Genomic DNA, 13,258 nt, shown 5'->3' on the forward strand with positions numbered 1-13,258 from the left:
AGGTGTTAAACGGCACTGACAGTAAGTGTGACTATCTGAGAAAAGCAATTCGCGTTGGTGACAATAAGAGCACAGGCGAAAATCTAAAAGTATTTCAGCATTTAAAAATGGGACCAGGCAAATTATCCAGAGCAGCGATGATATTCAGAGCTATTCAGTGGAGCCGGCCAAATTGGTTGATCAACAAGCCTAACGGTCACGCGTGGGTAATAGGTGATGATATATATCTAAGATATACCAGTGCTTTCGACATCATCCAAAAAGAAGCAGAAAAAAACAGCTATCAAGTGACAAGTGAAAGTCAAGGACTGTTAGAGGTCATGGTAGAAAACAACATGATTGAAAAATACAGCGAAAGCAGTTGGTCGGTGAAATATCTTTGGCGGAATCTTTACAGAGAATGACATTTCAGAAATACGTTCAGGTAAAAAGACAATAGGTTGGGAGTCAGTAGTAAAAGTGATATGGAGAGGGGTTGTGTTTGGCTCGGACCCAGTACCAGATTGCGCACCAGGAGTAATGTTATTACCTGACAATGAGCTAATGATATTAGTAAGGACTGACGGCACAACACAAGAATTTCGGCGCCAAACACAAAGGATGTAAATAAAAGCCCTCAACAAACTAAAGCTAAAGTCAGCGACACACAACAGAAGCAAGGCGTTATTATCGAACATGAAAAGCCACTTCCTACGGATGTAAAATCACTTAATGCCAATACGGAAGCTGAGAAAAAAGTAAAAAACAAAACAAAATCTAAGGCCAAAAAAAAGAATCCAAAGACTAGATAAAAAGGAAGATAAAACAAAAGAGAATCCAGTTAAATCTAATAAAGGACTTGTGTTTAAGAATGCACCTAAAAAATCGCCGACTACTGCAGTCGAGTCGTTACCATCAGAAGTTGTTGAGTTTTGGTGTCAGGCTGTGTTTGTCAAGAGGCCACCCAAGGGAATGAACTTAATCAACCTTAATGATAGTGCAAAAGTGTTTGGTATGTCGGCACCCGAGCCGGCAACCAAAGCAAAGAATGATGGTGTTGTTATCCCTAATCCATCAGCACCATTGAAGGTAGTCACCATCTATGAAAATGAGCCATGTTTGAATGTTCTAGTGTCTGCGGCAGTTATTGAAAGCGAAGGTGAAGCTGAAGTTAAAAAGATAGACCCTCTGTTATCCACTGCGCCCATTCAAGATGATAAAAGTAAAAAAGAAGATGATGTCAATGAATGTGATAGTAACGACATATGGGTAACGGCAAAGGCCAATGAAAGTGATCATGAATTAAAAATACTTACGAGTGCAGCGACCAAAAAACACAGTTTGGGTTATGCATTGTCAGTTGTCATAGAAGCAGGTTCAGAGAGTGATTGCTTGATTCAAACAGAGAATGGTTTGTTGTTAGATGTCGGCTTAGTTGCTAAAGCAATACAAGATTCAGGTAAGTATGTGACACGAGCTAGAACAATTTGTACAGCATTAGTTTCATCGGGGTTAGTAGGTAAAGGTAGGTATGAGGAATTATTTCTTGTTCCTTACGAGCAAATAAACGAGATTAAATTAAGAATGAGAGCGTGTAATGGAAAGAACTAATCCGAGTTATACAGAGCATTTATTTAGACCTGTCTATGAGTTGAATACAGCGGTTACTTGGGTAGGGGGCGCGATAGGTACTCCATTTTTAAGTTACTGGCATTCAGGTTCAGGTGTATTAGGGGTTTCATTGGCAATTTCAGGTGTTATGGCTACGGTCGGCTGTTATTTTGCAGGCCAAGCTTACCCACTATTATCAAGACAGTTGAGATTAACGAGTAACAAAAAGACTTTTATGGATGTAAATGAGTTACGTGACATTAACCAATTAAGAATACGTCATGAAAAGCCAAAGAAAGATAAAAGACGTACCTATATTGGTGAGGGTTTTGTTTGGGGTTCAGAGCACGCTCAACGAGCCTATCAAGTAATGGATATGGACTCGACGCTATCTGACGTTAAGCTGCCGTTTTTTTTAAAGCCAAGCAGAAATGATGATGCGCGAAGAGACAGAAAAGCTCGGTGGAGCTCCTTGGATTCATGGTATGGGTAAAGACAAGCCGATTACAACCTCAGAAGAGGCTTGGTATGGGCATACTTTAATCACAGGGAATGTTGGTACAGGTAAAACGACCTTGTTGCGTTTGATGTCATTGAACGCGCTTCATTTAGGTAACGTATTAGTTGTTGTTGACCCAAAGGACGATGAAGATTGGCAAAAATCAATTAAAGAAGAAATGAATTACTTAGGGATTGGTGATAAATTTTTTCATTTACATCCGGCTAAACAAAACACATCTGCTCGCATCCCGTTGTTAAAGAATTTTACGCGAATTACAGAGATAGCCGACAGGGTGGCTCCGTTAATGGGTTCTGGCGGCTCAAGTAAGCCATTCCAAGATTTTGCATACGGGATAATTTATCACACAGCCAATGCGTTGGATTTTTTGGGTGAGCCTATACGTTTAACATCAATACAAAAGATTATTGCTAGTGATCGTAAAGGGTCGGCGTTGAGAGTCTTGCGTAAACATTTCACTGACACGATTGGTGAGGAGTGGGAGGTTAAGTATGCCAATGCACTTGATAAGTTAGACCCTGATCCTTTAACTGCAATAGCTATGTTCTACAACAATGGTAGCAGAGTGAAGAGCAAGGTTGTTGAAGGTATGATTGAATTTGCGTTACATGATGAAGGTCACTACGCCAAAATGGTTGTGAGTTTACGCCCTGTATTAACGGCACTGACAGCAGCACCACTTGATGATTTATTATCACCGCTTGACGATGAAGTTGACGAAGATGAAAGGCCAATGGTGGATTTGGCAGACATTATGGAATCAGGTGGTTGTATTTATGTGTCATTGGATTCATTAACTGACTCTACATCTGCAGGTTTTATATCAAGGTTGCTGTTGGCAGAGATGGCAGCGATAGCGGGTGAGCGCTATAACAATGGTGTAGGTGATTCACGCAGAGTAACAATAGCAAATGACGAAGTACACGCATCACTGGAGAACAATGATGCGTTGTTAAATATCTTAGCGCAAGGCCGTGCAGCCAAAATGCAAATGCTACTGGCCACTCAAACTGTTGCGGATTTAGAGGCTAAATCAGACGCGGCAACCGCAAGCAGGTTCTTAGGTTTGTGTAACAACTTTATGAGTATGCGAACGACCGACCCTAAAACACAGGAGTATGTTGCAAGCCAATTTTCTAAAAGCTCGGTAGCACAATCACAAGTGCAAACAGCAACGAGCAGCGACACGAGTACTTCAATTTTTGAATTTGGTGCAAATCATGGTGAGCGGTTAATGAAGCAACGAGAAGATATGTTTCAAAGCAGAATTACTTGGTCAGTTACCAACATTACAATATGTAGCGAGGTCGGCTGACGGCAGAAAGATGAAAATGAGACTTCCAATCATAACCAGTGACGACACAAGGGAGATTGCCCCATGGATATAGTGCAAACGAACGAACCTGAACAGAATGTGATAAAAATTAACTTCAACAGAAAGAATATTACCAACCTAACCAAAAGACAAGCAATGGCGATGATATGTACAAGCAATGTTTGTCATATTGAGCAGGCGGGACAGCACCATGGTGGCGTACCAGAATTAGCATACCGACTAGCGCAATATGTAGGAAATATATTACCTTTTGGTGAAGCAAATCTCTTGGACTATATTCTATCGGATGCGCTTACAGCGTGGGACTCGGTTTATGAAGAGCAAGGTGCTCGTGTCGCTTACCAATCATACTGTATGACAATAAGAGAGTTGCTGCCATTAGTCTTTAATTATCGTGTTAGCTCCAAGAAACGATTAATGCCATATAGTGCTGCTATTTGGAATTGTGTGACTCAAGGTATTTTTGAATGGTTAAATGATTGCCAACTAAATGATGTAGAGATTGAGATGGGTAGTTATGATTCCACGTTAACACCAAAGGAGATGTCATTACTTGTGAGTCATAAAGTGTTTTCACGCATAGATATGATGCACTGGGGATTACCGCCAGAAGGATTTATTGATACAAAAAAAGAAGGGGGATTTTAATGTGTCAACAGTCATAGCAAATAAAAAAATTTCTCGGCTTCAAATTTATAATGTTATTTTTGCTTCTTTGGTTTTCTATGTTTTTACTATGTTAATTCTAAAAGACGAAGCCACTTATCAAGAGCAATTAATCACAGAGTCGGGTATATAGAAGCTCATGCAAGCGATGGTGTGTGGTTATCTATTGATAAGAGAGCGCGAGATAGGCATCAGAAATATTTATATAGCAGCGGTGCATATGGCGTGATCAAGAAATGGTTTTTACCCAAAGAAAGTGACAGTCCGGTGAATAATACATTTAGCGGCAAATGGAATTATCGCGCAGTAACAAATATTCAAGTATTGCACTTTCAGGTTATGCATAGATTTAGCGCAATGGAGCATTGGGCTGTTGAATTGTTTTTCTTTAGTGTGGCCATGATTGCTTGGGGTTACAACCAGTGGAGAGCAGGGAAGTACCGATTGGGTGGGGCTTCGGTTAACCGGGTTCGCTTGTGGCTAAAATTGTTGTGGCTCACCGTGGGCATGATCCTCACTTTTGTAGTGTCACCGAATATTTTTGGGGAGTATACATATTACGCCCCAAACAGTATTTATCATAGTACTGTCTTTTGCAGTATCAAAGTTAATTCAATCGTTTAACAAATCATTTTAGTGGAGGGTGTTTTATGAATTTATTTAAGAAGAAAGACAAGGAACAACAATCAATGGAAATAGGCGCTGTAGCTGATAGACATTTGAGTACATATGTTCGCTTGGCCAATACAACTAACGCCATGAAAGTCGGATTAATGGGTGTTGGTATTATAGGAATGACATCGACATGGTTATTTGGTGATATGGTGTCGTCGAACGACCCTGAAATAGCTCTTATTCAGATCAAAGGAAATATTAGCGCTGACAACGCAACGGGTAATGGTGCCAAGATAGCAAAGGCATTAGAGGATGCGATTAAAGGTGTAAATACCAAGGCTGTTATTATATCAGCGAATAGCGGCGGTGGCTCCCCGGTGCAAGGAGAAATAATTAACGAAGCAATTAAAGATATTAAGTCACGTCGCGGCGAATTAGATGATGAAGGGAATGCCACACCAGATATACCGATTATTGTTTCCATTGAAGATGTGTGTGCTTCAGCGTGCTTATTGTCAATATTAAACGCGGATAAAATTTACTCTCACAGAAATAGTTTGGTTGGTTCTATTGGTGTTCGTATTGATGGTTATGCTATAGATGATGCTCTGAAAAATATTGGTGTTGAACGTAGGGTACTGACATCAGGCGTTAATAAAGCATTACTTGACCCCTACTCAAATTGGAGTGATCAACAAGAAGAAAAAGTAAAAACGGCATTAATAGACCCTCTTTACCAAAGAATTTGTTAATGATGTTAAGGAAGCTAGAAAAGATAAGCTTGATACGAGTAACAGCGAATTATTCTCGGGTATGGTCTGGACAGGTCAACAAGGAGTGGACATAGGGTTGGTGGACGAAATAAAAACAAGCCATGACATTAAGCGCTTCTTGATGGACAAGTACGATACAGAAAAAGTGAAGACGTATAATAGAGAAGGGTTCTCTCTCAGTAAAATGATGACAGCTTCCTTTACGGATGCAATTACCGCAACACTAAAACAAGCAGTAAAAATAGATAGTTAAGTAGTGGTGCTGTAAAACAATAAAAAAAAGTCGTTATACGGCTTTTTTTTTGCCCAAAATAACACGTTTAAAAATTAGGAAGCGAAAATTTCCCCCTCTATCAAAACTAAAGCACCTAGAACTACGGTTAAATAGCATCAGGTTGATTGAGTTATACATAAACAAACATTTGGAGAATTTAAACATGAGCTTCCTACCAAAAATTAAAGCTGCGTTAAACATCAAAACAGTTAAAACATTATTACTAATTTCAATTGCTACCTTGTTCGGCATTAACATGGCTATTCTTGGCTCTGGTGGTGAAGCGTTCTTACCTATTTATTCAGAGATTGAAGGTTGGTTGGATGGTGTACCGGGTAAAATTGTTGCTATCTTAGCGTTTGGTGCTGCGATGGTTAACGTATTAAAACAAAACTACTTAGCAGCTTTAGGTGCATTTGTTGGCTGTATGTTGATGGCTAACGCTGTAAGCATCATTAACTTCTTCTTAGGTCTTGGTATCTAATACCACCCCCACCTTGAAGAAGCAAAAAACCCATGCGTAGCGTGGGTTTTTTGCTTCTGACGAACTATTTTTTAGTTTGTGGCGCTGTTGAGTTTATTTGTTATTGTTATTGTTATTATTATATAGGGATAATTATGCTTAGACCTTTTTTAAAGTATCCGGGTTGCAAGTATAGGTTGATGAACAGGATTAACGATATGTTACCCCAGGGCAAAGTGCTGTGTGATTTTTTTGTGGGCAGTGGTGTGACTATGCTTAACACAGATTTTGAACGTTATATTTTAAGCGACATTAATCCGCACTTAATTCGTTTATATAAAACGCTTCAGGAAAGACCGGGTGAATTAATTGACTTAGTTGATAGTGCATTCACACAGCGCAACAATGAATCAGATGTTTATTATCAAGCCCGAAAAGAATTTAACCGGCACACAGATATAAGCGACCCTACTGGTATGCTACGTTCTTCATTGTTAGTATGGTTAAATCGTCACGGTTATAATGGGTTAATGCGCCTCAATGGTAAGGGTGAATTAAACGTACCCTTTGGCTCATATAAGGCAGTGCACGCCCCGTTAAGTGAGATGGAAGTGTTTGCCCAAAAAGCTAAACGAGCAACGTTCTATTGTCGTGATTATGCACAATCCTTTATAGCTACTCGTCATTTGAAAAGCCATACAGTGTACCTAGACCCTCCTTATGCAGAGGAAAACAAGAAAAAGAAAGTGTTTACAGGTTACGCGGGTAATCGTTTTGATTTAAAAGATCAGGTACGTTTAACCGGGTTCGCAAAGCGTCGCGGGATTAAAACTGGGGGTGGTGTAGTGATAAGTAACCACGACACTGAGGTAACACGAGCGTTATATAAAGATGCAGTTGAGTTAGCGTCGTTTACAGTACATCGTTCGATTAGTTGTAATACAAAAGGCAGGGTTAAAGCAAACGAATTATTGGCGAGGTTTGGTTGATAAAAAGCTGTTTACACTGCGCTTAGGCAGTGCAAACAGTTTAGAGTGTATTATTGTCAAATAAGTCGTCTGGGTAATCAAAAAAACTAAAACTTCTGTTAAGATCATCTTCTTTGTCAGCCTCGAACGCTTCTGCGATAAAGTCTGTTGAGTGCTCTTGTGACTTACTGTTACCAGTGCATATAAATAAAAAAGCAACTGCGATAACAAGGAAAAATAAGAACATATTGTTTACTCCACTTCATTGATTGAGTAGTTATTATACTAATATTTTATCATACCACCATAAAGCTGCTTTCAAAACAGTTAGTGTCAATAATCAACAATCAACACAACTCATTTAATGTCATGGCGTGACAATAAATACCCTTTCGAAAATAAATAAAAAAATATAACAGTGCAAAAAATTAAGGAAACTTCCTTATACGGATGTTTTTTTAAGGTGTGTTCTATTCAAGGTAGATGCCGTAGTCATGGCGTATTTTATCTAAATCTAGCTCGCAAAAATTAGAACACAATTTATTATAGCTTGATTATAAGGTGATTTGTTAGAGAGCGAAATAAAGCCTCTCTAAGAACACTGCCCCTCTATTTTTTCCTGTCTAATACTTTCACTGACAAATATCTTTTATAAGGCTTACCAATGGATGAAAACCCTAACGAATACAGAAATCCAAAACGAATCAATGAACCCCTAACATTAATACTTTGGCCCATGCACCACATACTTCCACCGCTAATGATGTTGGGTTTAGGTTTGGTTTTTGGTAACCCTATTCTTTTGGTACTTATTGGAATGATTTGGTTCTACCTCATTCGTTTTATCGAGTCAAAATATCCTAGAGGCTATTTGTTGCATTACTGGTGGTATAACGGTTTGAGCGCTTGGGCTTTTAAAGGAAACAAGAAGTGTGCCTGATCCGTACAAACGCAAATTTTATTAGTAGGAAAGAAGATGAAAAAAGAAAATAGTTTAGTCGGCATGGCATACACCGATATGCTCAATACCCGAAAGTACATGGTGATTACTATCACTGTCTTATCGTTCGTTGTTGCTGTTTTGTTGTTAGCGCTGATATTTAAAAGCTCAGAATACATTGTCACGCCACCAAGTTACACAAAAGCGTTGCATATTAAAAACGGTGCGGGAAATCAAGAGTATCAGCAACAGTTTGCACTTTCTATTGCATTGATGATGGGTAACATTGATTCACGTAATGTTGAATTTGTGACTGACGAAGTATTAAAGCTGATGTCGCCACAGTTACGTAGTCAAACATCGTTAACGCTAAAGCGTGAAGCACAATTATTGAAAGTACGTAAAGCATCACAAACATTCATTGTTGAAGATATGATGTTTAGCCAAAAAAACGACGTAGTGTGGGTATGGGGTCGCAAGATATTAACCAATCGTAGTGGCGATAAAGATTCACGTCGTTATACGTATGAATTTCGTATCGAGCCTATTAATGGCTACCCGCGTATCACTTACTTTCCGGCTACGATGGGCAGCCGAAGAAAAAAGATTCTAAATATGTCGTGCCAGTTAATCCTTACTTGTCAGAAGAGTTAGATGAAGTAATACGTACAACAAAACCTGAGAATGCAACTTACACTAATGCGGCTCCAACTGCTGCACCAACAACACAAAAAACAGAGGCAACTAATGTTGAATAGTCATATTAAGAAGTACACGTTAATTGCTGCAACGATAATGGCGGTAGCCGGAGTGCAAGCACAAGAGCAATTATTACCTATCGAACCCGTAAACAGTGGAAGAATAAGTGATTCTCAAGCTGATGCGCTTTTAGCTGAATTGAGTGGTACTGATCAGGTGCCTGCACTAAAACAGAACAACAATGCAGGTGCGCAAGCAACACAAAACCGACTGCAACGTATGGATAACCCGGACGCTGCGGCAATTCTTGAACAGTACAACTCTGTCATGGCCGCACCTGTTCGAGAAAACCCCATTATAGCGAAAGCGAAGAAAAACTATAAACCTACACAAGAATATACATTGAAACCATTTGACAATATTTTAGTCCCGGTGGGGCAAGGGTTAATGAATAGTATTGCGACAAATTTCAATATGGTTGCTGTACGCACATCTGATAAAAATGCAATTCTGGAAGTGGTTGATGGTTATATTTATGCGACATTGAACTCTAACGAACCCGTTGGATTAATTATGTATGAAGAAGGCGTATTAAGCTCTCAAGTATCTGTGACACTTATCCCTATTGCTGCGCCACCTGTTATTGTTGATTTAACAATTGATTTGACGAGAAAAATGAAGGCTGATGCACAAGCGTACTTAGACAAAATTCAGCGTGAAAAAGAAGATGAAGTGGCATTGGAAGTGGCTGACTCTTATAGCTCAGAGCACAACAAACGCATTGTTGAGCTGTTAAAGCCTGTTGCACGTGGTGATTTACCTCGTGGTTTCTCATTAACAAATGACACACCTAATTGGTTAGTAAAACCGTGTCAAACTCCTATTTACCAATATGCAGGACAACGATTAACTGGCGGGAAAGAAGTAATCGATGTTGTATTGTTAAAGAATGACACCAACAGGGTTTACCAGGTGCGTGAAGAGATGTGTTTATCTAATGACGTCATTGCCGTCGCTTTGTTTTCAAAGAGCTATCTTGAGCCAGGTGACGAAACGGAAATGTACATTTTACGTAATCGACATTATACACAAGAAAGAAAGCGCGAACACCGCCGTCCTCGTTTAACTACAGAGAGTAATTAAGATGTCAGATAATATATGGAAAAATAAAAATGTACGTATAGCTGTAATGGCTGCGTGTGGTTTGTGTGTAATGTACTTTATTGCAAGTGGATTAGCATCTGACTCTTCACCAACTGAACGTCGTCAGGGGCAACAAGCACCAGAGTCAATCTTTGGTGTTACAAACGCCGCTTCAAACATTCAAACACAAGAAGTAGATGATATTATCAATGAGCTACAACAACAGTACTATCAAAAAGAACAAGATTTATCGATACGTGAAAAAGCGCAAGCGAAAGAGTTAGAGGAAGTTAAAAAGCAACTACAAGCATTGCAATCAAGTACGTTTGAAATGAACAATATGATGAAAGCAATGGCAAAAGGTGGTGGTCGAAATGTGAAAAATGCGAATGACATAGCCAAGAACACTCAACCGCAACAGCGCCAAGGTTATGTTGATGGTGAAAGTCAGCCAGTGAATTTGGTTGATAGCCACCCTGGTCTAGTACGTCGCCCTCAAACTGAAATTGTTACTGGCGCGCCACCAAAGTATAAAGACAATATTATTCGTACCATTACTCAACGTACAGTACGTGAAGTGAAGCGCTCAGGTGTCGTAGAAGAACGCGAGATAACGAACACAAGTTTAAGTGCAAATTCTCAACGTGTTGAACGTTCAGGACAAAAAACCAAGCAAACTAACCGCAAAGAAACAACGCAATCAGAGCAAAGTGCTTCATACACATTGACGATGGGTTCTATTGTAAGTGGAACCGCACTAAATGGTGTTGCTGCTCCTACTGGTGTTAATAGTGCTAATGAACCAATTCCAGTTTTAATGCGAGTTAAAAAAGAAGCGGTGATGCCAAATCACTTTACGTTAGATATTCGTGAATGTCACATGCTTGGTTCAGCCAAAGGCAGTTTAAGTGATGAACGTGTTTACATTCGTGCTGAAGCAATTAGCTGTATCACAGAAAGCGGGCAAGCCATTGAAAAAAACATTACAGCGTACGCAGTATCAAGCGTTGACGGTATGGTCGGCATCAAAGGCGAGGTTGTCTTTAAAAGCAACGACATGATTGCTAACTCAATGATCGCCGGTTTTATCGGTGGCTTTGCTGAGTCGGCTGCACCTAAACAAGTACAGTCACTTAATACGAATCCGCAAGCGTCAACGTTATGGGAATCTCAAAATTTAGATACATATCCGGCGCAGGTATTTTAAACGGGGCATCCTCAGCGGCAAACAAGATAGCAGATTACTACTTGCAAATGGCTGAAAGCACATGGCCTGTTGTTGAACTATTACCAGGAGTACAGATTGACTTTATTGTTCAAAAGGGAATGACTATGCAATTAGACGGCGATAAAGACATGAGGACAGAATAATGAAGATAAATATAACTGAAAGCTTAATCGCAGGCTTAGTATTTGTAGCTGTAATCATAGGCATTAATATGACAATCACAAACACAATAATTGACAATGCTATCGAGAGCTACGCCAAGAGTGTTCCTGCAGCACCAAAAATTATGGTGGTGAATATGGATTTGATTGTTAAAAATTTAACTAGCCAAGACGTTGAACCTATTGATGTGTTGTTATATACCCAAACATTAAATGCACTGCCGGTTAAAGAAGGGTACTTGGTTCTTGATAGTCAGAGCGTGTTATCGTATCACCCACGTTATGTATTCACAAATACCAAGTGAAAAATTGTTTGAAGCAGCAGAAAAGGCAGGAATTAATCTTGGTGATGATATCCGCGCCAAAATGGAAGGTGCGCTAGCTGAAGGTAAGAAAAAAATAGACGATTTACTTAATTTAAAATAATTCTCTGACAGTGAAAAACCTAGTATAGCAATGTACTGGGTTTTTTATGCCTGAGTTTTAGGTATAAAAGCCACTTATTTCTAAGTGGCAAAGGGAGAGTTATCTCGGTTGTTAGGAATAGTGTTAAGCAGCTTTCTTCGGATGTGTTTCTTTGTCTTTTTGATCGTTTAGAATAGCGCAGCATGACATATAGAAACTGTGGCGCTGATCTAACATGAATTCTTGAGAAGCGCGATCAGTGGCCCTGTTGAATTCTTTGGTATACCGGTTATAGCTATCAACCCGCCTATCGCAAAACGTTATCTTGGTGTGAATGCAAGCTAAGTCGCCATAGTTGATCATCTTTTGTTTTTCTTGGTCACGAAACGTTCTTTTATAATTAATGCTCTTTTAATTACCTATATGTTGCTTTGGGTGTATTTAATGAAGCGCTGAGGTAAATACTCTTCAAAAATACCTGCACATTCTTCAAATTCCACATCAGAAATTAACTTTGCCGCCTGTATGCCTTTTAAGAAGAAAAACAAGCGTTCCCCCCATCCTTCGAATATCTGTATAGCATCGTTTTCCAACGCTCGAATCATCGGACTTAACACAGTAAAATCAGCATTTTTAAGTTTGTGCTCTAACTTACTAAATTTCATCTCGATTTCACGCTCTCTAAAATAAGCCTGTTTTGGAGTCATGTTTAATTCGTGTATTTGTGACATTGAAATTATCCTTATTAAATTTTTAACTTGATTTACTGTAACACCCAATACTAATCGTGCAATAAAAGGGAGGTCAGGCATTTACAGCGTTAGACTTGAACACTAAAGTTTCCTATATTTAGATTTCGCTATTAAGTTGATTAGCCATATCAACACCACTTGCAGTTAGAGAGCCTACAAAGTTATTCCACGACTTACCACAAACCCAAAGCCTACCAAATGCTTGCGATTGATAACCGTTTGAATGTTCGTAAGAAACAGTACCAACAACCAGCCCTAACTTAACTAACTTTACCGCGCTATTAAACTCACGTTTTTTCTCTAAAGAGTTGGCATAAACCTTACAATAAGTGAAACCTTTGTTGTTTATTGCTTTTAATAATACTTTTTTGTCTGTTGCGAATAACTGCATTTTGCTGCACTCAACTACTTAATTATTTAACTTGAAATCCATGTTACTACACTTAAAAATACGCGCATCAAACCACGCAAATCTCCTACATTAGTTTAGTTATTTCTTAATTTGACGCTCAAAAACATCACCTTCGATCACAACAAGTATCAAGTTTTCATGTTTATCCCAAACACCGATAGGGTTAGTTCCCATATTACAAGAATGGCAAATTGCCGCATCGAGAGCATCACACAATGAATCAAAGTCATCATCTTCATGCTCGTACCCTATCTCTCCATATGAATACATTAAAAATTTCCTATATAAAGATTAAGGGTGAAAAATGAAATTC

The 13,258-nt window shown here is 39.1% G+C and carries 20 protein-coding genes and 1 pseudogene; 17 read left to right on the forward strand and 4 right to left on the reverse strand.

The genetic code is table 11. From position 1 onward, the window contains the following. The first annotated feature begins 2 nt into the window (after positions 1-2). The 12 genes and pseudogenes from L3081_RS24840 (at position 3) to L3081_RS24885 (ending at position 7,226) form a co-directional block, all read left to right on the forward strand. Complete coding sequence (locus L3081_RS24840; RefSeq protein ID WP_242289203.1) at positions 3-404, forward strand: hypothetical protein; 402 nt, start codon at positions 3-5, stop codon at positions 402-404. Positions 405-477: 73 nt separating this feature from the next. Beyond that, positions 478-606 (forward strand): hypothetical protein, encoded by a 129-nt coding sequence (locus L3081_RS27575; RefSeq protein ID WP_274620748.1) that lies wholly within the window; start codon positions 478-480, stop codon positions 604-606. A 234-nt stretch (positions 607-840) separates the two neighbouring features. Then, positions 841-1,590: a hypothetical protein gene (locus tag L3081_RS24845; RefSeq protein WP_242289205.1), complete on the forward strand. Its 750-nt coding sequence runs from the start codon at positions 841-843 to the stop codon at positions 1,588-1,590. Further along, positions 1,577-2,083, forward strand: coding sequence for a hypothetical protein (locus tag L3081_RS24850; protein WP_242289207.1), 507 nt, complete (start codon positions 1,577-1,579; stop codon positions 2,081-2,083). Before L3081_RS24845 ends, L3081_RS24850 begins: the two co-directional genes overlap by 14 nt. Next, on the forward strand, positions 2,022-3,425 hold the full coding sequence (gene traD / locus L3081_RS24855) for a conjugative transfer system coupling protein TraD (protein ID WP_242289209.1): 1,404 nt from the start codon (positions 2,022-2,024) through the stop codon (positions 3,423-3,425). The genes L3081_RS24850 and traD overlap by 62 nt, the downstream gene beginning before the upstream one ends. 63 nt (positions 3,426-3,488) lie before the next feature. Continuing rightward, positions 3,489-4,094, forward strand: a complete 606-nt coding sequence (locus L3081_RS24860) for a hypothetical protein (RefSeq protein WP_242289219.1) — start codon at positions 3,489-3,491, stop codon at positions 4,092-4,094. A 1-nt stretch (position 4,095) separates the two neighbouring features. Continuing rightward, positions 4,096-4,245, forward strand: a complete 150-nt coding sequence (locus tag L3081_RS24865) for a hypothetical protein (RefSeq protein WP_242289221.1) — start codon at positions 4,096-4,098, stop codon at positions 4,243-4,245. 92 nt (positions 4,246-4,337) lie between these two features. Then, positions 4,338-4,736 carry a hypothetical protein gene (locus tag L3081_RS24870; protein ID WP_242289223.1) on the forward strand — a complete coding sequence of 133 codons (399 nt, stop codon included), beginning with the start codon at positions 4,338-4,340 and terminating at the stop codon, positions 4,734-4,736. A gap of 26 nt (positions 4,737-4,762) precedes the next feature. Further along, positions 4,763-5,479: a S49 family peptidase gene (locus L3081_RS27580; RefSeq protein WP_274620749.1), complete on the forward strand. Its 717-nt coding sequence runs from the start codon at positions 4,763-4,765 to the stop codon at positions 5,477-5,479. 46 nt (positions 5,480-5,525) lie between these two features. After that, a pseudogene (locus L3081_RS27585) lies at positions 5,526-5,753 on the forward strand (hypothetical protein); the annotation flags it as partial. Between the two features lie 184 nt (positions 5,754-5,937). Further along, positions 5,938-6,258: a hypothetical protein gene (locus L3081_RS24880; RefSeq protein WP_242289225.1), complete on the forward strand. Its 321-nt coding sequence runs from the start codon at positions 5,938-5,940 to the stop codon at positions 6,256-6,258. A 134-nt stretch (positions 6,259-6,392) separates the two neighbouring features. After that, positions 6,393-7,226, forward strand: a complete 834-nt coding sequence (locus L3081_RS24885) for a Dam family site-specific DNA-(adenine-N6)-methyltransferase (RefSeq protein WP_274620750.1) — start codon at positions 6,393-6,395, stop codon at positions 7,224-7,226. A gap of 40 nt (positions 7,227-7,266) precedes the next feature. Here L3081_RS24885 and L3081_RS24890 read toward each other — a convergent pair whose 3' ends face one another. Next, positions 7,267-7,452 (reverse strand): hypothetical protein, encoded by a 186-nt coding sequence (locus tag L3081_RS24890; RefSeq protein ID WP_242289229.1) that lies wholly within the window; start codon positions 7,450-7,452, stop codon positions 7,267-7,269. 417 nt (positions 7,453-7,869) lie between these two features. Here L3081_RS24890 and traL point away from each other — a divergent pair, with 417 nt between their 5' ends. The 5 genes from traL (at position 7,870) to L3081_RS24915 (ending at position 11,681) form a co-directional block, all read left to right on the forward strand. After that, positions 7,870-8,145, forward strand: a complete 276-nt coding sequence (gene traL, locus L3081_RS24895; RefSeq protein ID WP_242289240.1) for a type IV conjugative transfer system protein TraL — start codon at positions 7,870-7,872, stop codon at positions 8,143-8,145. A 36-nt stretch (positions 8,146-8,181) separates the two neighbouring features. Next, on the forward strand, positions 8,182-8,799 hold the full coding sequence (locus tag L3081_RS24900) for a type IV conjugative transfer system protein TraE (RefSeq protein ID WP_242289242.1): 618 nt from the start codon (positions 8,182-8,184) through the stop codon (positions 8,797-8,799). 93 nt (positions 8,800-8,892) lie between these two features. After that, positions 8,893-9,987 carry a TraK domain-containing protein gene (locus L3081_RS24905; protein ID WP_242289243.1) on the forward strand — a complete coding sequence of 365 codons (1,095 nt, stop codon included), beginning with the start codon at positions 8,893-8,895 and terminating at the stop codon, positions 9,985-9,987. A gap of 1 nt (position 9,988) precedes the next feature. Then, complete coding sequence (locus L3081_RS24910; protein ID WP_242289245.1) at positions 9,989-11,194, forward strand: TraB/TrbI/VirB10 family type IV secretion system protein; 1,206 nt, start codon at positions 9,989-9,991, stop codon at positions 11,192-11,194. A 163-nt stretch (positions 11,195-11,357) separates the two neighbouring features. Continuing rightward, positions 11,358-11,681 carry a hypothetical protein gene (locus L3081_RS24915; protein ID WP_242289247.1) on the forward strand — a complete coding sequence of 108 codons (324 nt, stop codon included), beginning with the start codon at positions 11,358-11,360 and terminating at the stop codon, positions 11,679-11,681. 519 nt (positions 11,682-12,200) lie between these two features. Here L3081_RS24915 and L3081_RS24920 read toward each other — a convergent pair. The 3 genes from L3081_RS24920 to L3081_RS24930 form a co-directional block, all read right to left on the reverse strand. Then, complete coding sequence (locus tag L3081_RS24920) at positions 12,201-12,512, reverse strand: hypothetical protein (protein ID WP_242289249.1); 312 nt, start codon at positions 12,510-12,512, stop codon at positions 12,201-12,203. Positions 12,513-12,630: 118 nt separating this feature from the next. Next, on the reverse strand, positions 12,631-12,924 hold the full coding sequence (locus tag L3081_RS24925; RefSeq protein WP_242289250.1) for a hypothetical protein: 294 nt from the start codon (positions 12,922-12,924) through the stop codon (positions 12,631-12,633). 99 nt (positions 12,925-13,023) lie between these two features. Then, positions 13,024-13,215 (reverse strand): hypothetical protein, encoded by a 192-nt coding sequence (locus tag L3081_RS24930; RefSeq protein WP_242289257.1) that lies wholly within the window; start codon positions 13,213-13,215, stop codon positions 13,024-13,026. Between the last annotated feature and the right edge of the window lie 43 nt (positions 13,216-13,258).

This window comes from Colwellia maritima, assembly GCF_022669015.1.
In the GTDB taxonomy this organism is placed as follows: domain Bacteria; phylum Pseudomonadota; class Gammaproteobacteria; order Enterobacterales; family Alteromonadaceae; genus Colwellia; species Colwellia maritima.